Consider the following 19,314-nt stretch of genomic DNA (forward strand, 5'->3'; position numbering starts at 1 on the left):
TAGCACGATTGGGCTGGCGGTCACCCGCCCGCCCACACGTCCAGCACGTAGCGGTTCTTCGTGCCCATCTCCTCGATCCAGCGCGCGCCGGCAGCCGCATCGCTGCCGTTCTTCTCGCGATGGATCGCGACGAGCGCGGCCTTGACGTCGGGCTCCATCCTGCTGCCGTCACCGCAGACATAGATGATCGCGCCCCGTTCGATCAGCGGCCAGACCTTGTCCTTCTGCGCGGCAAGCACATGCTGGACATAGGTCTTCGGTCCATCCGCCCGCGAGAACGCGGTGAACAGTTCGGTGATGCCGCTTGCGGCGAGCGCTCTGAGCTCGTCCGCATAGAGAAAATCCTGGTCGGGATGGCGGCAGCCGAAGAACAACATCGCGGGCCCGAGGGCGGAGCCCTTGGCCTTGCGCGCTGCGCGCTCCTGGAGGAAGCCGCGGAACGGCGCGAGTCCCGTACCCGGTCCGATCATGATGATGGGAATCGATGAATCATCCGGCAGCCGGAAGCCGGCCTTGGTCTCGCGCACGGTCGCATAGATGGTGTCGCCTGCGCGGCGGTTGGCGAGGTAATTCGAGCAGACGCCTTTGTAGGTGCCGCGCCCCGACGCTGCCGGCCCCTCGACAATGCCGACCGTGACGCTGCAGCGCGCCGGGTCCACCGACGGCGAGGACGATATCGAGTAGTAACGAGGCGCCAGCAGCGAGAGCATTTCCAGGTAGACGTGGAATGGCAGCTCGCATGCGGGATACTCGAGCAGCAGGTCGAACACCGATTTGCGTTTCGCCAGAATCTCGCCGCGATAACGCTCGAGAGGCTCAGCCTCCTCGCCGACAAATGCCAGCAGTTTCGGCCTGGTGACCGGACAGCGGGTGTGCTCGGCCATGGTCTGGATCTGCTTCCGCGTCGCCACCTGCTGCAACTCGACGAACTCGCTGAGCAGGCGGCCGACCGACACGGCATTGCCAACCGGCAATTGCGCGCGGCGGCCCTCGGCGACCTGAAGCCTGATCTGGTCGGCCGGCAGGAAGCCGAAGCGGCGGGCGACAGAATCGACCAGCGTCGGATCGTTGCGCGGAACGACGCTGAGGTGATCGCCGACGCGGTAGGTGACGTTTGCCGGCAGCTGCACCTCGATGTGGCGGGTCGAGCGCTCCGACGGATTGGCACCGCTCTTGTTCTGCAGCTCGTCGTTGGCCAGCACCTTCATCGCCACCGCGCCGCCTTGCGCGACGATGGTGTTGACGGCCGTCACGGCCACCGGCTCGATCGCATAGAGCGGATCGTCCTCCGCGGTACGCGTAAAGTTCCAGTCGATGCCGAATTCCCTGGTGGCGACCTGAGCGGCCGCCGGGAACCATTTCTGGAACTGGCCATCGAGATCGCTGCGGGCATCACCCTCGCCGCGCGGATAGACCGCGCGTGCGCCATGCTTGGACAATTGCTCGTCGATGAAGCGCGGCACCGACTGATAGGTCGCGGCCCAGTCGCTGTTGCCGCAGCCGAACACGGCATAGCGCACATTCGCAAAAGCATCCTTCGGCAGATCGTCACCGAGCCACTTGACGAATTGCGACGCATTGTCCGGCGGCGCGCCGTTGTAGGAAGCGCAGATAATCAGCACCCCGCCCTCCTGCGGCAACCTGCCGACGTAATCATCGAGCGGCCCGAGATGCACGGCAAAGCCGTTGATCTCGGCAAGGTCCGCCATGCGCGTCGCAAGTTCCTCGGCCGTGCCGAGATTGGAGCCGTACAGCACCAGCATCGGCGTGTTGTGGCCGGGCCGCGTGGTCGGCTGGCGCGGTGCCTTTGGCGCCGAAGTCGTCGCAGCCACAGGCCCGCCATAAGCGCCGCGCTCGCGATCGGCACGTGGGCGCACCTTGATCTTGAAGCCCTCAGGCTTCATCGTCAGCGTTTCCTTCAGGTGCATCTGGTAGCGCTGGTGGTCGATCAGCTTGAAGCGCTGGAGGATCATGCCGAGCGCAAGCGCGGCCTCGTGCATCGCAAAACCCCGGCCGATACAGGCGCGCTGGCCGTTACCAAACGGCTTCCAGGCATTGATCGGCCGCTTCGCCTCTGCGTCCTTGCTGAAATTTTCGGGGTCGAAGGCATCAGGGTTGGCTCCCCAGACGCTGGGGTCCCGATGCAGCGCCGTCACCAGGATCGTGGTGAAGGTGCCCTTCCTGAGCCTGTACTTGCCGCCACCGATGGTCTCGTCGCCGAGCGGCGAGATGCCGTACGCAGGCGCCGGCGGCCACAGCCGCAGCGCCTCTTTCAGGATCTGCGTGATGTAAGTGAGCTGCGTCACCTGCTGGTAGGTCGGCTTGGCGTTGACGTCGGGACCAAAGACGCGATCGACCTCGTCGTAGGCCTTCTTGAGCACGTCCGGATGCTTGAGCAGCGCATAGAGCGCGCAGGACAGCAGGCCGCTGGTGGTCTCGTGGCCGGCGATCAAGAACGTGTTGATCTGATAGCGGATGTTGACGTCGTCGAGCTGCTCACCCGTCGCGCGGTCGACGCCAGTCATCATCGCGGCGAGCATGTCCTTCTTGTCGTCGATGCCTTCAGCGCTCTTGCGACGCTCGGCGATGATCTCGTCGACCATCTTGTTCATGAAGTCGACGTCTTCGTTCAGCGTCTTGCGGCGCTTCTGCATCCAGAGCTGCTCGAACGGCAGCCCGCGGGTCATCATGATGGTTTCGAGCGAGCGCACCAGCGACTCGACGAACGGATGGTAGTCGCGCCGGTAGAACGAGTTGAAGCGGTAGTCGAAGCCGCACAGGCCGATCGTGTCCAGCGTCAGCGCGGTCATGTCGTGGACCACGTCGATCTCGTCGTCGGCGTTGAGCCGCTCCCATTTCCGGACGAGCTGCTCGGCGATATCGACCATGCTCGGATGGTAGGATTGCATGGCGCGATTGCCGAAGGGCTGGAGCAGGATGTTGTGCGCTTTGCTCCAGTTCGGCTCGCTGGTATCCGCCGTGAACAGCCCGTCGCCGCCGACGGCACGCACGCGGCGCAGCGCACCACGCACCGTCTTGTCGAAGCGCTTTTCGTCGGAGAGCTCGTCGACGAGATCATGGCCGGAAACGACGACGATCGGCGAGCCCATCATGTCGAGCCAGAAGATCGGACCCAGCTCCTTGGCGAGCCGCGTCAGGTGCTGCACGGGAGCTGCCGAGTCCAACGACAGCATGTTGCCGACGACCGGCTTGGTCGGCGGCTGCGGAATCGGATCGAGACGGTTCTTCGATGACATGTAACTACACTTCCCCCAATTCGTCATTCCGGGGCGATGCGCAGCATCGAACCCGGAATCTCGAGGTTCCGGGTTCGGTGCAGCGGACCGCCCCGGAACGACGTCGATATTACATCGACGACTTCGTCGTCAGCCAAACCGCCTTCTGCGCCATTCGATCAGGATGGCGCTGACCTCTTCCGGCTTCTCCTGCTGCGTCCAATGGCCGCTGTCCTTCACCAGATGCTTCTCGAGGTCAGCCACCAGCTTTTCCATGCCCTCCGCCGCCGACGGCGGCAGCACCGCGTCGTTCTCGGCCATGATCATCAGCGACGGGACGGTGATGTGGTGATCGAGCCCTTTCGAACGCTCCCAGTTGCGCGTGAAATTGCGATACCAGTTGATGCCGCCGGTGAAGCCGGTTTTCGTGAAGGTGTCGACGAACACCTTTCTTTCCTCCGCCGACAGGATTGGCTTTCGCGGGTCGAACCTCGCGTCATATGCAGCAACCATGTCGGGAATCGCGAGATTGGTCTTGGCCGACGCACCCACGCCCGCGACCGGCGGCTCCGTCGGCTTGTTCGGCGGCGCTCCCGTCGGTTCACGCATCAGCAAGTCGAAGGTCTGCTCGACCCGGCTGCTGAAGATCTTGTCGGGTCCGCGGCCCGGATCCTGGAACTGGACGATGTACATCTTGTCGCCGAAGCGCTGGCGGAACAGCGCGATCGGATCCATCGGCGCGCGGTCCCAATGCGGCGTGTTGACGCCGACGACGCCGGCGACCCGCGTCGGATGTCGCAGCGGCATCTGCCAGACGACGAAGCCGCCCCAGTCATGCCCGACGAAGATCGCCTTCTCGATCTCGAGATGATCGAGCAGCCCGACGAGATCGCCCGTCAAATGCTCCATGTCGTAGGCTTCGACCGGCTCGGGCCGGTCGGTCGCGCCATAGCCGCGCTGGTCCGGCGCGATCACGCGGATGCCGGCCTCGCTGAGCGCCTTGATCTGGTGACGCCAAGAGAATGCGATTTCGGGCCAGCCATGGCACAGCACTACCGGCGGTTTGTCGGTGACAGGGCCCGCCTCGTAATAGCCCATGCGGATTCCGTTCGTCTTCGCGAACTTCAGCGGCGGCATTTCGATCATTGCGAATTTCCCAATATGCCTGTCATTCGGCCGCGCCCCTGATGTCGGCCGCGGGCGGCGCGTAGGCCGCTTCGAGCGCGGCAAACTCCGCCGGCAACATGTCGCACATCACCTGCACATGCGGAATGATGTTGGCACCGACGATGAAGCCGAAATCGAGCTGGTCGCGATAGCTCTGCACGGTGATGTTGAGCGCCTGCCCGTGCGTCGAGATCGACACCGGGAAGATGTGCAGCAGCTCGGCGCCGGCAGCATAGAGCGTCTGCCGCGGGCCCGGCACGTTGGACACGGTGATGTTCGCCGCCGGCGGCAGCACGTCCGAAAGATCGGAGCGACTGTAGAGCAGCGCCAAGATCTGGACGATGATCGGCGCGCCCAGCATCGAGATGTTGGAGACCTGCGGCATCAAGGCCCGCAGCGGATGCGACATCTCCTTGGACCTGGTCGACTGGGCGATGATGGCCTCCAGCCGCGCCTTGGGATCCTCGATGTTGGTGGCAATCGAGCAGATCATGCCGAAGACCTGGTTATTGGCCTCGGTGTTGCCCTCCTCGCGCAGCGAGATCGGCACGGCGGCGGTCAGCGACTTCGCCGGCAGCGTGCCGTATTGCAGCAGATAGCGGCGGACCACGCCGGAGGCGAGCGCCAGCACCACGTCGTTGAGCTTGCCGCCGGCGAGCTTGGCGAGCGCCTTGGCCCGCGACAGCGAGATCGACACGCCGGCAAAGCTGCGCTCCGACGAAATCGTCTTGTTGAGCATGGTCGGCGGCGACACCATGCTGGCAAGGCTCTCGCGCGACTTCGGATCGGAAATCTTGCCGAGCACGTCGGAGACGCTCTTCACCATGGTCGGGATATTGCCGGCAAAACGCACCGCGCTCTCGATCTGGTACATCGCGTTGTCGAACAGGATCGAGCCGATATCGCTCTTGCCGGTGCGCGGCAGCTGCAGGTTCTTCGCGGCCGCCGAGGCATCGAGCGGCTGGGTGAAGAGCTGCTGATAAGAATCCAGAAGGTTCGCAGCGATGTCGCGCGGCTCCTGCCCGGGCTTGGAACCGCCCGTCGGCGGATCGACCTGTCGCGGGATCGGCGAGATGTCGTAGATCATGTTGGTCAAGGCCGCTCCGGCGCCGCCGTCGATGGCGGCATGGTGCATCTTGGAATAGAGGCCGACCTCGTTGTCCTTCATGCCCTCGAACACATAGAACTCCCAGAGCGGGCGGGCGCGGTTCAGCAGCTTGGCATGCATCCAACCGACGATGCGTTCGAGCGTGGCCCGATCGCGCGGTGCCGGCAGACTGGCGCGGAAGATGTGACGGTCGATATCGAACTGATCGTCCTCGACCCAGGTAGGATGATCGATGTCGAGCGGCGCCTTCTCGAGGCGCGCTTTCAGAATCGGCGCGATGTGGAGCCGCGAGACGATCATCGCCTTGAAGTCTTCGAAGAAGTCGCCCTTGTAGTCGTCGGGCAGACGAAAGATCGCCATGCTGCCGACATGCATCGGCATCTCAGGCGTTTCCAGATAGAGAAACGACGCGTCCAGCGACGACAGCTTCTTACCGTCAGCCATAGTTCCCTCCGCTTGTATTTGACGGGCGCCTTTTGGCGCTTCTCGTCAGGCCGATACTGCCCGCTCCGGCGGGGCATATGCAATGGCAAACGGCCCGGCCCGGTCAAATGGCCAGAACTCCCCCTCCGGTTGCGCCAGGCGATCCGCCACGGCCCACAACGCGGCTGCGTTCACCCCGAGCCCGATATGGCTCGCGAAATACACCTCGATGTTCTCGGCCCGCGCGTTGGAGCGCAGCAGGCAGGTCCGCCAGTTCACGACGCCGTCGGTGCGCGAATAGATCGACGTCGCCGGCACCTCGAGATCGCCGGCAATCGCCTCGCGCAGTTCGGCAAAGTCCTCGACATTCTCACCGGACAGCGCCTCGTAGAGCGCCGTCGCATTGGTCGCCCGCACATCATTGGCAAAGGGGCTGCCGAGCGTGATGACGTTGCGGACCATGTCGGGAGCCTGGAGCGCGAGATCGCGGGCGTAGACGCCGCCGAGGCTCCATCCGACCAGACTGACCTTCCGTCCGCTCGCGGCGTGGATTTCGGCGAGGCGTGTGCGGACGGCTTCCCGCATCTGCGCCAGGCCGCCGAGATTGCGGCCCATCCGCCAGGCATGCGCCTCATAGCCGAGTTCGCCGAGATAGCGCCGCATCGGCGCCATCGAGAGATCGCTGGCGAGAAAGCCCGGCAGCGCCAGCACCGGATGTCCGTCGCCCCTCGGCGCGCGCAGCAGCAGCGGCGACAGCAGGACGCTGGCGTTGAATTCGAACAGGCCCCGCGCCTCCGCAAGCAGCAGGCCGAGCGACGGCGGACGAAGCCGGCCCGGGCCTGGCGCCCCGTCGCGCGTATCAGGCATTATTTCTTCTTGTCGCCGCTACGCGGGGCGCCGAGGCCGGCCATGGTGACGAACATGTCCTGAAACCGTTCCGCGAGCTTGGGATCGAAGGTGAACCAGCTCTGGATCAGCGATTCCGGCGACACTTTGTCGATGTTGCTCAACACCTGCTGCTGCAGCTTGTCCATCACCGCCGTCTGCATCGGCGACACATCGGGCAATCCGAAGAACTGGCGGGCTTCGAGGGGGGTGCAGTCGATTTCGATGTTAACTTTCATGTCCCCTCCGGATGAGATTCGAGCGGCGTCCACAGTATCGCCGCGACATGGCGTACGACGCAAGCGACCTGAGACCTGGGGCCGGACACGGGCTTCCGCAATCGAGGGATATGGTCAATCAAATGCCGGGCGCGGATGGGGACGCCGGCGGGCCTTTTCCACCCCCGTTTTCGCTATCCGGTGGGCCGAAAGTCGAATGTCGCCAGCCTGCTTCTCTCCCCTAAATTGTTGGTCAGCATTGCTGCACAGCGGTGCAACTTGGCGCGTTCCTTGCTGGAATGGCGCTTGCACGGGTCGAGAACTCTGGGCAACATGGATCGATCGGCCCCGCCGAACAATCAAAAATGACGGTCGGGGCGAGTGAAGAGGGTCAAGAATGTCAGTCGGACAAAGTCTGTTTGCGGCGACGCTCGCCGGTGCGCTTGCGTTGGCGGTGTCGCCGGCATCGAGCCAGACGCTGCGCTACGCCAACCAGGGTGAGCTGAAATCGCTCGACCCCTACACGCTGAACGAATCGACCACCAGTGCGCATCTCGGTCATGTCTATGAGGGCCTGGTTGCCCGCGGCAAGGACCTGAAGATCATCCCGGCGCTCGCCGAAAGCTGGGAGACACCGGAGCCGACACGCTGGCGCTTTCACCTGCGCAAGGACGTGAAATTCCACAATGGCGACCCCTTCACCGCTGACGATGTGGTGTTCTCGGCCGACCGTGTGCGGGCGAAAGGCTCGAATTTCCAGAGCCGCGTTCCCGCCGACGCCAAGGTCGTCAAGATCGACGATTACACCGTCGATTTCGTCCTGTCCTCGCCCAATCCCATCCTGACGGCGCTGTGGGCGACCTGGTACATTATGGACAAGAAATGGGCAGAGGCCAACGATGCGGTGGCACCGACGCCCGCGGCCGCGACGACCCCAAGCTACGCGTCGCTTCATGAAAACGGCACCGGCGCCTTTACCATCGAAAGCCATCAGCCGGGCGTGAAGACCGTCTTCAAGGCCAATCCCAACTGGTGGCGCAAGCCGGAGCACAATCTGAAGGAGATCGTCTTCACGCCGATCGCAAACCCCGCCACGCGTGTCGCGGCGCTGTTGTCCGGCGAGGTTGACGTGATCGAGCCGGTTCCGGTCCAGGACATCGAGCGCGTCAAAGCAAGCCCCAACGCCACCGTGCTGGCGGGACCTGAACTCCGCACCATCTTCGTCGGCATGGATCAGGCGCGTGACGAACTGTTGTACTCCAACGTCAAGGGCAAGAATCCGTTCAAGGACGTCCGCGTCCGTGAAGCCGTCTACCGGGCGATCGACGTCGATCTGATCAAGAATCGCGTCATGCGCGGGCTCTCCACACCGTCCGCATTGATGGTCGCACCGGAGATCTTTCCGTTCTCGAAGGACTTCACCCGGCCGAAGCTCGATCCCGACGCCGCCAAGAAGCTTCTGGCGGACGCCGGCTATCCTGATGGTTTCGAGGTAACGATGGACTGCCCGAACGATCGCTACGTCAATGACGCTGCGATCTGCCAGGCGATCGTCGGCATGCTCGCCCGCATCAACATCAAGGTGGATCTGCTGGCGCAACCGAAGGCCCAGTATTTCGCCAAGGTGCTGAAGCCCGGCGGCTACAAGACTTCGCTGTTCATGCTGGGCTGGACCCCGGATACGCTCGACGCCCATAACGTGCTGCACGACATCATGGGCTGCCGGGACGATCCCAAGGATCCGAACCGCGGCGAGGCCAATCTCGCCGGCTACTGCAACAAGCAGTTCGACGAGCTCGCCGACAAGATCCTCGTGGAACCCGACACGACCAAGCGCGATCTCCTGATCAAGCAGGCTTTCGATATCTCGATGAAGGACTGGGCCTATGTCCCGCTGCACCAGCAGGCCATCGCCTGGGGCGTGTCGAAGAAGGTGAAGCTGACCCAGCGTGCGGACAACATGGTCATGCTCTACTGGGCAACCAAGCAGGACGAATAGGTGTCGACATCTGTGAGTCCCGGAAGCCAATACTTCCAAGACCTGGCTTCCGGGACTTGCTGTTTCGGGCTAACGCAATGATGCGTGCCGCTGAAGAGATGTGAAAGGAACAGATGCTCGCTTTCACACTGCGCCGGGCCATCCAGGCCATTGGCGTCATGATCGCCGTCGGGATCATCGCGTTCTCGATGTTCCGCTTCGCCGGCGATCCCGTGAACCAGATGGTCGGGATGGACACGTCCGGCGCCGAGCGCGCCGCGATCCGCAAATCGCTCGGCCTCGACGATCCCGTGATCGTGCAGTTCGGCCGCTATATCGGCAACGCTGCACAGTTCAAGTTCGGCGTCTCCTACCAGTTCCGCCTGCCTGTCACCAATCTGCTGGTGGAGCGGATGCCCGCGACGCTGGAGCTTGCGATCTGCGCCACCATCTTCGCGATGGTCAGCGGCATCTTGATGGGAGTCTATTCGGCGCTTCGCCGTGACAGCTGGCTCGCCCATATATTCCAGGCCGTCTCGCTGATCGGCATCTCGCTGCCGACCTTCCTGATCGGCGTTCTCATGATCTACCTGTTCTCGGTCACCCTCGGCTGGCTGCCCTCGTTCGGTCGCGGCGACGTCGTGCATATCGGCTGGTGGACCACGGGCCTCCTCACCCTGTCGGGCCTGAAGGCGCTGATCATGCCTTCGATCACGCTCGGTCTGTTCCAGATGACGCTGATCATGCGACTCGTCCGTGCCGAGATGCTGGAGGTGATGCGGACCGACTATATCCGCTTCGCCCGCGCCCGCGGTCTGACCACGCGGGCGATCCATTTCGGTCACGCGCTGCGCAACACCATGGTTCCGGTCATCACCGTCGCAGGCCTGCAATTTGGCTCGGTGATCGCTTTCGCGATCATCACCGAGACCGTGTTCCAGTGGCCCGGCATGGGACTCCTGTTCGTGCAAGCCGTTCAGAACGTCGATATCCCGATCATGGCGGCCTACCTGATGATGGTCTCCCTGATTTTCGTCACCATCAATCTCGTGGTTGATATCCTCTACACCATCGTCGACCCGCGACTGCGTTCGACGGTCAGCCGGGCACATTGAGATGAGCGAGGCCGTCGTTCCGCATGAGGTTGAGAAGCGCGCTGCGGCCGCACCCGGCTGGTTCAAGCGCGCGCTCGACAGCGACCTGTTCTATTCGTTCCGCCGCTCCAAGATCACCATGATCGCGGCTGCGGTGACGCTGCTGTTCTTCCTGATCGCGATCTTCGCCCCGGTGTTCTCGGTGCAAAATCCGTTCGACCCGGCGCAGCTCCAGCTGATGAATTCGCGCATCTCGCCGCTCTGGACCGCGGATGGCCAAAGCCCGTTCCTGCTCGGCACCGACGAGCAGGGCCGCGACGTGCTGTCCGCGATCCTCTACGGCCTGCGCATCTCGCTGCTCGTCGGTGTCCTCGGCGTGGTCTTGTCCGGCGCGCTCGGCATCCTGCTCGGGCTGACGGCCGGCTATTTCGGCGGCGCCGTCGACGGGCTGATCATGCGCATCGCCGATGTGCAACTGTCCTTTCCGGCCATCCTGATCGCGCTGCTGATCAACGGCATCGCCAAATCGGTCTTTGGCAACAAGCTCGACGAAATGAGCATGTTGGCGGTCCTGGTCTTTGCGATCGGCCTGAGTTTTTGGGTGCAGTACGCGCGCACGGTGCGCGGCTCGGTCATGATCGAGAAGAACAAGGATTATGTCGCGGCCGCGCAACTGATCGGCCTGCCTGCCCCCGTGATCATGCTCCGCCACGTGCTGCCGAACACTACGGGGCCGATCCTCGTGATCGCCACCATCAACCTCGCGCTCGCCATCATCACCGAGGCAACGCTGTCGTTCCTGGGATCGGGCATGCCCGAGACCATGCCGTCGCTCGGCACGCTGATCCGCATCGGCAACGGCTATCTGTTCGCAGGCGAATGGTGGATCGTCGCATTCCCCGGCATCGCACTCGCGGCGTTGATCCTGTCCATCAACCTGCTCGGCGACTGGCTGCGCGACGCCCTCAACCCGAAACTTCGATGAGTATGCAGCGTTCATGACCGAACCCGTTCTCTCCGTCCGCAATCTTCAGGTCGAGTTCGCCTCCCGTCGCGGCACGCTGCGCGCCATCGACGGCGTCTCATTCGACATCGCCAAGGGCGAGGTGCTCGGTGTGGTCGGCGAATCCGGCGCCGGCAAATCCGTGACCGGCCTTTCGGTGATCGGCCTGATCGATCCGCCTGGTCGCATCTCCGGCGGCGAGATTCGCCTCTCGGGCCTGCGCATCGACAATCTGCCGCCGGAAGAGATGCGCCGTGTCCGCGGCAAGCGCATCGGCATGATCTTCCAGGATCCCCTCACCTCGCTCAATCCGCTCTACAAGGTCGGCGACCAGATCATCGAGACGATCCGCACTCATCTCAATCTATCCGAGACTGCGGCCCGCCGCCGCGCCATCGACCTGCTCGCCGAAGTCGGCATCCCTGCGCCGGACAAGCGCATCGACGGTTATCCCCACGAATTCTCCGGCGGCATGCGCCAACGCGTCGTGATTGCGCTCGCAATCTGCGCCGAGCCGGAGTTGATCATCGCGGACGAGCCGACCACCGCGCTCGACGTCTCCGTGCAGGCGCAGATCATCTCGCTGATCAAACGGCTCGGTCGCGACCATGGCACTGCCGTGATGCTGGTCACCCACGATATGGGCGTCATCGCCGAAACCTCGGACCGCGTCGCGGTGATGTATGCCGGCCGCGTCGCCGAGATCGGTCCTGTGCAGGACGTCGTGAGGAATCCGCTCCATCCCTACGCCAAGGGCCTGATGGGCGCGATCCCGACGCTTGCCGGCGAGGACAAGCGCCTGGTGCAGATTCCCGGCTCGATGCCGCGGCTCTCGGCAATCCCGCGCGGCTGCTCGTTCAACCCGCGCTGCGGATCTGCGTTCGATCGCTGCCGCGTCGACCGGCCGGAGCCATTGCCGCGCGGCACACAATCCGTTGCCTGCCACCTCTATGACACCGCCCCGGCGGAGAGCGCGGCATGAGCACCCCCTTCGTCCAGGCCACAAATCTGCGCCGCGTCTTCGACGTCTCGAAGCCATGGCTCAACCGTGTGCTCGAGGGTGGCCAGCTCGAATATCTCAAGGCTGTCGACGGCGTCACCTTCGACATCAGGAAGGGCGAGACCTTTGCGTTGGTCGGCGAGTCCGGCTCGGGCAAGACCACGGTGGCGCGGATGGTGGTCGGCCTGTTACCGCCGAGCTCCGGCGACGTGCTGATCGACGGCATTGCGATGGCCGACCCGCGGCAGGCGACGGCGCGACGCAAACTGCGCCGCCGCATCCAGATGATCTTCCAGGACCCCTATGCGAGCCTGAACCCGCGCTTTCGCGTCGACGCCATCATCTCCGAGCCGATCCGCGCCTTCGACCTGATCCAGGGTGAACGCGACATCCAGGCCCGCGTTGGCGAGCTGCTCAGCCTCGTCGGCCTGCATCCCGACGACCGGCTGAAATTCCCGCATGAATTCTCGGGCGGCCAGCGCCAGCGCATCGCCATCGCGCGCGCACTTGCCTCCGACGCGGAATTCATCGTCTGTGACGAGCCGACCTCCGCCCTCGACGTGTCCGTGCAGGCGCAGATCCTGAACCTGATGCGCGACCTCCAGGACAAGTTCGGCCTGACCTACATGTTCATCAGCCACAACCTCGCCGTGGTCAGGCACATGGCGAGCCGGGTCGGCGTGATGTATCTCGGCCGCATCGTCGAGATCGCGGAGGGGCGCGAGCTGTTCGCCAATCCGCGCATGCCCTATACCAAAATGCTGCTCGGCGCCGTGCCTGACCTTGCCATGAGCGGCCGTCAGCGCATTCCGGTCAAGGGAGAGATCCCGAACCCGATCAATCCGCCGCCCGGCTGCGCCTTCAATCCACGCTGTCCGCTGGCGTTCGAGCTCTGCCGCAAGGACGTTCCTGATCTGATCGACGGCGTCGCCTGCCATGCCGTTAACACCGCGCCGGTCCCGGCCTAACGCGCGCGTGCCATGCGGCCTGTGCATTTGGCATCCCAGCGCCTGATGTGATCAATTGCGCGCGCCGCAAACGAGGTAGCCCATGGCCAGCATTGTCAATCCGGATCCCTTCACGACGCGCCCCGAGATCGAAGGCACGTTCGGGGTCGTCGCGTCAACGCACTGGATCGCGACTGCCGTCGGCATGGCCATCCTGGAAAAGGGCGGCAACGCGTTTGATGCCGGCGTCGCGACTGCCTTCACGCTTCAGGTGGTCGAGCCGCATCTCAACGGCCCCGGCGGCGACGTTCCCGTCATCGTGCATGATGTGAAGCGTGGCCGCACCGAGGTGATCTGCGGCCAGGGACCGGCCCCTGCACGCGCCACCATCGCACATTACAAGAGTGAAGGCCTCGACATGGTGCCCGGCACCGGCCTGTTAGCTGCCTGCGTTCCCGGCACGTTCGAATCCTGGATGATGCTGCTGCGCGACTACGGAACGATGCGCGTGCGCGACGTGCTCGAGCCCGCGATCTCCTATGCCCGCGACGGCTACCCGCTGGTCGAGCGCGCCTGCGCCACGATCCAGACCGTCGAACAATTGTTCCGGAAGCACTGGCCGACCTCCGCCGCGGTCTACCTGCCGAACGGCGAAGTGCCGAAGCCCGGCACGATCTTCACCAACACAACGCTCGCCGCGACCTACACCCGGATCTTGAAAGAAGCCGAAAGCGGCGGTGGCGGCCGCGACGCCGAAATTGAGCGCGCACGCAAAGCCTGGTCGCAGGGCTTCGTTGCCGAAGCCATCGACAAATTCTGCCGCACACAAGAGGTCATGGACGTCAGCGGCTCTCCGCATCGCGGCGTGCTCACCGCCGACGATATGGCGCGCTGGCAGCCGACGATCGAGGCGCCACTCACCTACGATTACGGCCGCTACACCGTCTGCAAGGCCGGCGTCTGGAGCCAGGGCCCGGTAACGCTGCAACAGCTCGCACTTTTGAAGGGCTTCGCGCTCGATGGGCTCGACCCGACCGGGCCGGAGTTCATCCATCTCCAGATCGAATGCGCCAAGCTCGCCTTCGCCGATCGCGAAAAATTCTACGGCGATCCCAAGTTCTCCGACATCCCGATCGGGACGCTGCTGTCGGATGCCTATAACGACGAGCGCCGTAAGCTCGTCACCGACAAGGCTTCGCTCGATCTCCGGCCCGGCGCGATCGAGGGCCGTGGCGGCGTCGTCAAGCTGCGCCGCGCCGAAGGCCAGCGCGAAGCCGTCGGCGCGCTCGGTGCCGGCGAGCCGACCGTTGGCCGCTTCGGCGAAGTGCGCGGCGACACCGTGCATTTCGATATCATCGACAAGGCCGGCAACATGATCTCGTCGACACCATCAGGCGGTTGGCTGCAATCCTCGCCTGTCATTCCCGAACTCGGCTTCTGCCTCGGCAGCCGCGCGCAGATGTTCGATCTGGAGGAGAACCAACCGAGCTCGCTCGCGCCCGGCAAGCGGCCGCGCACGACGTTGTCGCCGACCATGGCGCTGCGCGACGGCGAGCCATATCTGGCCTGGGGCTCGCCCGGCGGCGACCAGCAGGACCAGTGGATCACGCAGTTCTTCCTGCGCCACGTCCATTGCAAGCTCAATCTGCAGGAAGCGATAGACGCGCCGGCCTGGCACTCCGAGCATTTCCCCATCTCTTTCTGGCCGCGCACCGCGCGCCCCGGCGTGCTCGTGGTCGAGAACCGCGTGCCGAAAGCAACGATCGAGAATTTGCGCGAGCGCGGGCACATCGTCGAGGTCGGCCCCGACTGGTCGGAGGGCCGCCTCACCGCAGCCTCGCGCGTCGGTGTTCGCCGGCGTGCCGCCGCGAATCCGCGCGGCATGCAGGGTTACGCGGCGGGACGCTGAAGGCAACACATGACCTGGTCGATCATCGCGCGCGATCCTGCCACCGGTCAGTTCGGCATCGCCGTTGCGACCCGCTTTTTCGCGGTTGGCGCGCGCGTACCCTATATCGCCGCCGGCCTCGGCGCGATCGCGACCCAGGCCTTCGTCAATCCCTATTACGGCATCGACGGCCTCAAGCTGTTGCGTGAAGGCCTGAACGCCCACGATGTTCTCGCTACGCTGCTTGCGACCGACAACGGCCGCGAGAGCCGACAGGTCCACATCGTGGATGCGGGCGGCGCGATCGCCGCGCACACGGGGCGGGACTGCGTCGACTGGTGCGGGCACATTGCCGGCAGCAGTTTTTCGATCGCAGGCAACATGCTGGCGGGCGCCGACGTGCTCGCCGAAACCGCAAAGACCTACATCGCCAATGACAGTCTGCCCTTCCCGCGCCGGCTGCTCGCGGCCATGCGTGCCGGCGAAGCTGCCGGCGGCGACAAGCGCGGCAAGCAATCTGCGGCGCTGCTGATCCACGGCGAGGAGGAATGGCCGGCGCTGGACATCCGCGCCGACGACCATCCCGACCCGCTCGGCGAGCTCGAGCGGCTCGAGAAGGTGAGCCATGAGCTCTGGGTCCACTTCCGCCCGTCCATGCCGACACGGCAGAACCCGGCCGGCAACACCGATCGCAGAGCCATCGACGCCAGCATCGCTGCGGCGCGGGCGAGGCAGGCATGAGCGCGAGCCCTCTCATCGAGATCCGCGACCTGCGCATACGCTTCCACGGCGACGACGGCCGCGTCACCCATGCCGTCGACAGCGTTGATCTGAGCGTCGCCAATGGCGCGACGCTCGGCCTGGTCGGCGAATCCGGCTGCGGCAAGAGCGTGACGTCGCTCGCGATCATGGGTCTGCTGCCGAAGCAGACGACGGAGATATCGGGCGCGATCCGCTTCGACGGTTTTGACCTGTTGAAGACGCCCGACCAGACGCTGCGCGATCTGCGCGGCAATCGGCTCGCCATGATCTTTCAGGAGCCGATGACCTCGCTCAATCCGAGCTTCACGATCGGCGACCAGATCATCGAGACGATCCTGCGCCATCGCGGCGGCCCGAGGAAGAGCGCGCGCGAGCGTGCCATCGAGTTGCTCCGCCGCGTCCATATCCCCTCGCCGGAGCGGCGGATCGACGAATATCCGCACAAGCTCTCCGGCGGCATGCGCCAGCGCGTGATGATCGCAATGGCGCTCGCCTGCGATCCGCGGCTGCTGATCGCGGACGAGCCGACTACGGCGCTCGACGTCACGCTGCAGGCGCAGATCCTGGAGCTGATGCGCGAACTGAAAGCCGCGAGCGGTGCCGCCATCATCCTGATCACCCACGATCTCGGCGTCGTCGCCGAAGTCTGCGACGAGGTCGCGGTCATGTATGCCGGCGAGATCGTCGAGCGCGCGGCGGTGGACGAACTGTTCGCCGCCCCGCAGCACCCTTATACGGTCGGCTTGCTCGGCTCGATCCCGCGGCTCGACCATCGCGCCGAGCAGCTGGCGACGATCGAAGGCATGGTTCCGAACATGGCGCAGCCGCCCGCCGGCTGCCGCTTCGCCGCGCGCTGTCCGTTCGCGCTGGAGGCCTGCGCCAAGGCGCCACCGCCGCTGGTGGAGGTCAGCCCCGGCCACCTCTCGCGCTGCATCCGCGCGCCGCTCGAACGTCTGGTCTCGTGATGGCGCTGCTCGAGGTCGAGGGCCTGGTCAAGCATTTCGTCGCCGAACGCTCGCTGTTCGGCCGGGTGCGCGCGCATGTCAAAGCCGTCGATGGCGTGTCCTTCTCGCTTCAAGCCGGCAAGACGCTTGCGCTGGTCGGCGAATCCGGTTGCGGCAAATCCACGGTCAGCCGGCTGATCCTGCGGCTGATCGAGCCGGATGCGGGCACGGTGCGTTTTGACGGCCGCGACTTGCTGTCGCTCGATGCGGCTGCGCTGCGCAAATTCCGCCGCGAGGCGCAGATCATCTTCCAGGACCCTTACGCCTCGCTCAATCCGCGCATGACGGTTGCGCAGATCCTGACCGAGCCACTCGCGCTGCACGATCTCGTGCCGCCGGCGCAGCGGCGCGAGCGCGTCGCGGACATCCTGCGGCTGGTCGGCCTGGAGCCGCGTCTGGCGCGGCGCTATCCGCACGAGTTCTCCGGCGGCCAGCGCCAGCGCATCGCCATCGCCCGCGCACTCGCGGTCGAGCCGAAGCTGGTCATCTGCGACGAGCCGGTCTCCGCACTCGACGTCTCGATCCGCTCGCAGATCCTGAACCTGCTGCGCGAGCTCCAGGATCGGCTTGGCCTCGCCTACATCTTCGTCTCGCACGACCTCGCTGTGGTCAAGCACATCGCCGATCGCGTGGCGGTGATGAATCTCGGCCAGATCGTCGAAACGGCGGACGCGGGCGAGCTGTTCGCAGAGCCCCGCCACCCCTACAGCCGCGCGCTGCTGTCGGCGATCCCGCTGCCCCAGCCTCACGCCAAGCGGGCGCGGGTCGTGCTGCAAGGCGAGATCCCGAGCGCGCTCAATCCGCCGGCCGGCTGTCGCTTCCACACCCGCTGCCCCTTCGTGATCGACCGCTGCCGCGCCGAGGCGCCGGCGCTGGTGTCCGACAGCGCAGGCCACGCCGCCGCCTGCCATCGCGTCAGCGAGCTGCCCCCGGCCGACACCATTCTGCCCGCAACGGCCGGATTTTCGCCGGCACTGGCAAAATTAGTTGCGGCTTTCAGCCGAAAGACGGAAGGCGCGGCCGGCCCTGGTGTTGGTATACAGAGTGCAAGCCCACCAACGACGTAGCCGAAGCAATGGGGATTGTCCGATGAAGATGTTTCGCCTCACCGCAACGGCGGCTGCCGTCCTGCTGTCGCTTGGCGCCGCCCAGGCCCAGACCGCGCTGCGCATCGGCCTTGCCGAGGATCCCGACATTCTCGATCCCACCATGGCGCGCACCTATGTCGGTCGCATCGTGTTCGCCGCGTTCTGCGACAAGCTGTTCGACATCGACGAGAAGCTGAACATCGTGCCGCAGCTCGCGCTGTCGAGCGAGACGGTCGATGACGGCAAGGGCCTCGTCGTCAAGCTTCGGCCCGGCGTGAAATTCCACGACGGCGAGCCGTTCGACGCGGAGGCCGCCAAATTCTCGCTGGAGCGGCATCTGACCCTGTCGGGCTCGTTCCGCAAGCCGGAGCTCGCCTCGGTTGACCACATCGAAATCGTCGACCCGCTTACCATCAAGCTGGTGCTGAAATCACCGTTCTCGCCCCTGCTCGCCCAGCTCACCGACCGCGCCGGCATGATGGTGTCGCCGAAGGCCGCCAGGGAAGCCGGCGACAAGTTCGGCCTGCACCCGGTCTGCGCCGGCCCCTATAAATTCGTCGAGCGCGTGCAGCAGGATCGCATCGTGTTCGAGAAGTTCGCCGACTACTGGAACAAGGACAACGTGTTCATCGACAAGATCGTGTTCCAGCCGATCGTCGATGCCACCGTGCGGCTGGCGAACCTGAAATCCGGCGGCCTCGATCTGATCGAGCGCGTGCTCGCCACCGACCTCAAGGACGTGCGCGCGGATTCACGGCTGAAGGTCGCCACGGCCATCGAGCTCGGCTATCAAGGTGTCACGCTCAATATCGGCAAGGACAAGGCCAAGGGGCCGCTGAGCCAATCCGCCAAGGTGCGGCAGGCGCTCGACCTGGCCATTGACCGGGAGGCGATCAACCAGGTCGTGTTCAACGGCGAGTTCCAGGTCGGCAATCAATGGGTCCCCCCTGATCATCCCTACTATCAAAAAGCCCTTCCGGTTCGTGCCCGCGACCTGGAGAAGGCCAAGGCGCTGTTGAAGGAAGCCGGCGTGAAGCCGCCGGTCAGCGTCGACTTCCTGGTGCCGAAGGGAGCGGAGACGGAGACGCCGGCGCAAGTGATCCAGTCGATGGCCGCGGAAGCCGGCTTCGACTTGAAGATCCGGGTCACCGAATTCGCGACCGGATTGAAGCAGGCTGAAGCCGGAGATTATCAGGCCTATATGCTGGCCTGGAGTGGCCGCGTCGATCCCGACGGCAACAGCTACATCTTCCTGCACACCGACGCGCCGCAGAACTACAGCGCCTGGAGCAATCCGCAGGCAGACAAGGCGCTCGATGACGCCCGTCTCGTCACCGACCCCGCCAAGCGCAAGGCCAGCTACGAAACGGTCGCAAAGCTCGCCCAGGACGAGGAGCCGATCCTCTACCTCTATCACCGCCGGATCATCATCGCGCACACCACGAAGCTCGAAGGCTACAAGCAGATGCCCGACGGCCTCGTCCGCGTCATCGGCCTCAAGTTGAAGTGAAGC

15 protein-coding genes are annotated in these 19,314 nt (G+C 64.7%); 10 read left to right on the plus strand and 5 right to left on the minus strand.

Annotated features, from left to right (window positions below):
- Positions 1–20: 20 nt before the first annotated feature.
- The 5 genes from JQ621_RS31300 to JQ621_RS31320 all read right to left on the minus strand — a co-directional run bounded on the left by JQ621_RS31300 (position 21) and on the right by JQ621_RS31320 (position 7,058).
- The gene (locus JQ621_RS31300; protein WP_212240743.1) at positions 21–3,257 is read right to left on the minus strand and encodes a bifunctional cytochrome P450/NADPH--P450 reductase; all 3,237 of its coding nucleotides are present in this window, start codon (positions 3,255–3,257) and stop codon (positions 21–23) included.
- A 129-nt stretch (positions 3,258–3,386) separates the two neighbouring features.
- Complete coding sequence (locus tag JQ621_RS31305) at positions 3,387–4,382, minus strand: alpha/beta fold hydrolase (protein WP_212240745.1); 996 nt, start codon at positions 4,380–4,382, stop codon at positions 3,387–3,389.
- A 22-nt stretch (positions 4,383–4,404) separates the two neighbouring features.
- On the minus strand, positions 4,405–5,955 hold the full coding sequence (locus JQ621_RS31310) for a WS/DGAT/MGAT family O-acyltransferase (RefSeq protein WP_212240747.1): 1,551 nt from the start codon (positions 5,953–5,955) through the stop codon (positions 4,405–4,407).
- A gap of 45 nt (positions 5,956–6,000) precedes the next feature.
- The gene (locus tag JQ621_RS31315) at positions 6,001–6,801 is read right to left on the minus strand and encodes an esterase/lipase family protein (RefSeq protein WP_212240748.1); all 801 of its coding nucleotides are present in this window, start codon (positions 6,799–6,801) and stop codon (positions 6,001–6,003) included.
- Complete coding sequence (locus JQ621_RS31320; protein ID WP_212240749.1) at positions 6,801–7,058, minus strand: DUF6489 family protein; 258 nt, start codon at positions 7,056–7,058, stop codon at positions 6,801–6,803. The genes JQ621_RS31315 and JQ621_RS31320 overlap by 1 nt, the downstream gene beginning before the upstream one ends.
- A gap of 376 nt (positions 7,059–7,434) precedes the next feature.
- Here JQ621_RS31320 and JQ621_RS31325 point away from each other — a divergent pair, with 376 nt between their 5' ends.
- The 10 genes from JQ621_RS31325 to JQ621_RS31370 all read left to right on the plus strand — a co-directional run bounded on the left by JQ621_RS31325 (position 7,435) and on the right by JQ621_RS31370 (position 19,311).
- Positions 7,435–9,036, plus strand: a complete 1,602-nt coding sequence (locus JQ621_RS31325; protein WP_212240750.1) for an ABC transporter substrate-binding protein — start codon at positions 7,435–7,437, stop codon at positions 9,034–9,036.
- 113 nt (positions 9,037–9,149) lie between these two features.
- The gene (locus JQ621_RS31330) at positions 9,150–10,130 is read left to right on the plus strand and encodes an ABC transporter permease (protein WP_212240751.1); all 981 of its coding nucleotides are present in this window, start codon (positions 9,150–9,152) and stop codon (positions 10,128–10,130) included.
- Position 10,131: 1 nt separating this feature from the next.
- Complete coding sequence (locus tag JQ621_RS31335) at positions 10,132–11,094, plus strand: ABC transporter permease (RefSeq protein ID WP_212240752.1); 963 nt, start codon at positions 10,132–10,134, stop codon at positions 11,092–11,094.
- A gap of 13 nt (positions 11,095–11,107) precedes the next feature.
- On the plus strand, positions 11,108–12,094 hold the full coding sequence (locus JQ621_RS31340) for an ABC transporter ATP-binding protein (RefSeq protein ID WP_212240753.1): 987 nt from the start codon (positions 11,108–11,110) through the stop codon (positions 12,092–12,094).
- Positions 12,091–13,080, plus strand: a complete 990-nt coding sequence (locus JQ621_RS31345) for an ABC transporter ATP-binding protein (RefSeq protein WP_212240754.1) — start codon at positions 12,091–12,093, stop codon at positions 13,078–13,080. Before JQ621_RS31340 ends, JQ621_RS31345 begins: the two co-directional genes overlap by 4 nt.
- Before the next feature lie 82 nt (positions 13,081–13,162).
- A complete protein-coding gene (locus JQ621_RS31350; RefSeq protein ID WP_212240755.1) occupies positions 13,163–14,968 on the plus strand; it encodes a gamma-glutamyltransferase family protein in 1,806 nt (601 codons plus the stop codon).
- A 9-nt stretch (positions 14,969–14,977) separates the two neighbouring features.
- A complete protein-coding gene (locus tag JQ621_RS31355; protein ID WP_212240756.1) occupies positions 14,978–15,688 on the plus strand; it encodes a DUF1028 domain-containing protein in 711 nt (236 codons plus the stop codon).
- A complete protein-coding gene (locus JQ621_RS31360) occupies positions 15,685–16,674 on the plus strand; it encodes an ABC transporter ATP-binding protein (protein ID WP_212240757.1) in 990 nt (329 codons plus the stop codon). The genes JQ621_RS31355 and JQ621_RS31360 overlap by 4 nt, the downstream gene beginning before the upstream one ends.
- Positions 16,674–17,780 (plus strand): ABC transporter ATP-binding protein, encoded by a 1,107-nt coding sequence (locus JQ621_RS31365; protein ID WP_212240758.1) that lies wholly within the window; start codon positions 16,674–16,676, stop codon positions 17,778–17,780. Before JQ621_RS31360 ends, JQ621_RS31365 begins: the two co-directional genes overlap by 1 nt.
- A gap of 22 nt (positions 17,781–17,802) precedes the next feature.
- Positions 17,803–19,311, plus strand: coding sequence for an ABC transporter substrate-binding protein (locus JQ621_RS31370; RefSeq protein WP_212240759.1), 1,509 nt, complete (start codon positions 17,803–17,805; stop codon positions 19,309–19,311).
- The last annotated feature ends 3 nt before the right edge of the window (positions 19,312–19,314 follow it).

The sequence above is a fragment of the Bradyrhizobium manausense genome (assembly GCF_018129685.1).
GTDB lineage: Bacteria > Pseudomonadota > Alphaproteobacteria > Rhizobiales > Xanthobacteraceae > Bradyrhizobium > Bradyrhizobium manausense_D.

Excerpts from the sequence above, each read along its gene's own strand:
- JQ621_RS31305 (WP_212240745.1), bottom strand. The coding sequence starts at position 4,382 with ATGATCGAAATGCCGCCGCTGAAGTTCGCGAAGACGAACGGAATCCGC.
- JQ621_RS31330 (WP_212240751.1), top strand. The coding sequence starts at position 9,150 with ATGCTCGCTTTCACACTGCGCCGGGCCATCCAGGCCATTGGCGTCATG.
- JQ621_RS31335 (WP_212240752.1), top strand. The coding sequence starts at position 10,132 with ATGAGCGAGGCCGTCGTTCCGCATGAGGTTGAGAAGCGCGCTGCGGCC.
- JQ621_RS31370 (WP_212240759.1), top strand. The coding sequence starts at position 17,803 with ATGAAGATGTTTCGCCTCACCGCAACGGCGGCTGCCGTCCTGCTGTCG.
- JQ621_RS31365 (WP_212240758.1), top strand. The coding sequence starts at position 16,674 with ATGGCGCTGCTCGAGGTCGAGGGCCTGGTCAAGCATTTCGTCGCCGAA.
- JQ621_RS31360 (WP_212240757.1), top strand. The coding sequence starts at position 15,685 with ATGAGCGCGAGCCCTCTCATCGAGATCCGCGACCTGCGCATACGCTTC.
- JQ621_RS31320 (WP_212240749.1), bottom strand. The coding sequence starts at position 7,058 with ATGAAAGTTAACATCGAAATCGACTGCACCCCCCTCGAAGCCCGCCAG.
- JQ621_RS31350 (WP_212240755.1), top strand. The coding sequence starts at position 13,163 with ATGGCCAGCATTGTCAATCCGGATCCCTTCACGACGCGCCCCGAGATC.
- JQ621_RS31345 (WP_212240754.1), top strand. The coding sequence starts at position 12,091 with ATGAGCACCCCCTTCGTCCAGGCCACAAATCTGCGCCGCGTCTTCGAC.
- JQ621_RS31300 (WP_212240743.1), bottom strand. The coding sequence starts at position 3,257 with ATGTCATCGAAGAACCGTCTCGATCCGATTCCGCAGCCGCCGACCAAG.
- JQ621_RS31315 (WP_212240748.1), bottom strand. The coding sequence starts at position 6,801 with ATGCCTGATACGCGCGACGGGGCGCCAGGCCCGGGCCGGCTTCGTCCG.
- JQ621_RS31340 (WP_212240753.1), top strand. The coding sequence starts at position 11,108 with ATGACCGAACCCGTTCTCTCCGTCCGCAATCTTCAGGTCGAGTTCGCC.
- JQ621_RS31355 (WP_212240756.1), top strand. The coding sequence starts at position 14,978 with ATGACCTGGTCGATCATCGCGCGCGATCCTGCCACCGGTCAGTTCGGC.
- JQ621_RS31310 (WP_212240747.1), bottom strand. The coding sequence starts at position 5,955 with ATGGCTGACGGTAAGAAGCTGTCGTCGCTGGACGCGTCGTTTCTCTAT.
- JQ621_RS31325 (WP_212240750.1), top strand. The coding sequence starts at position 7,435 with ATGTCAGTCGGACAAAGTCTGTTTGCGGCGACGCTCGCCGGTGCGCTT.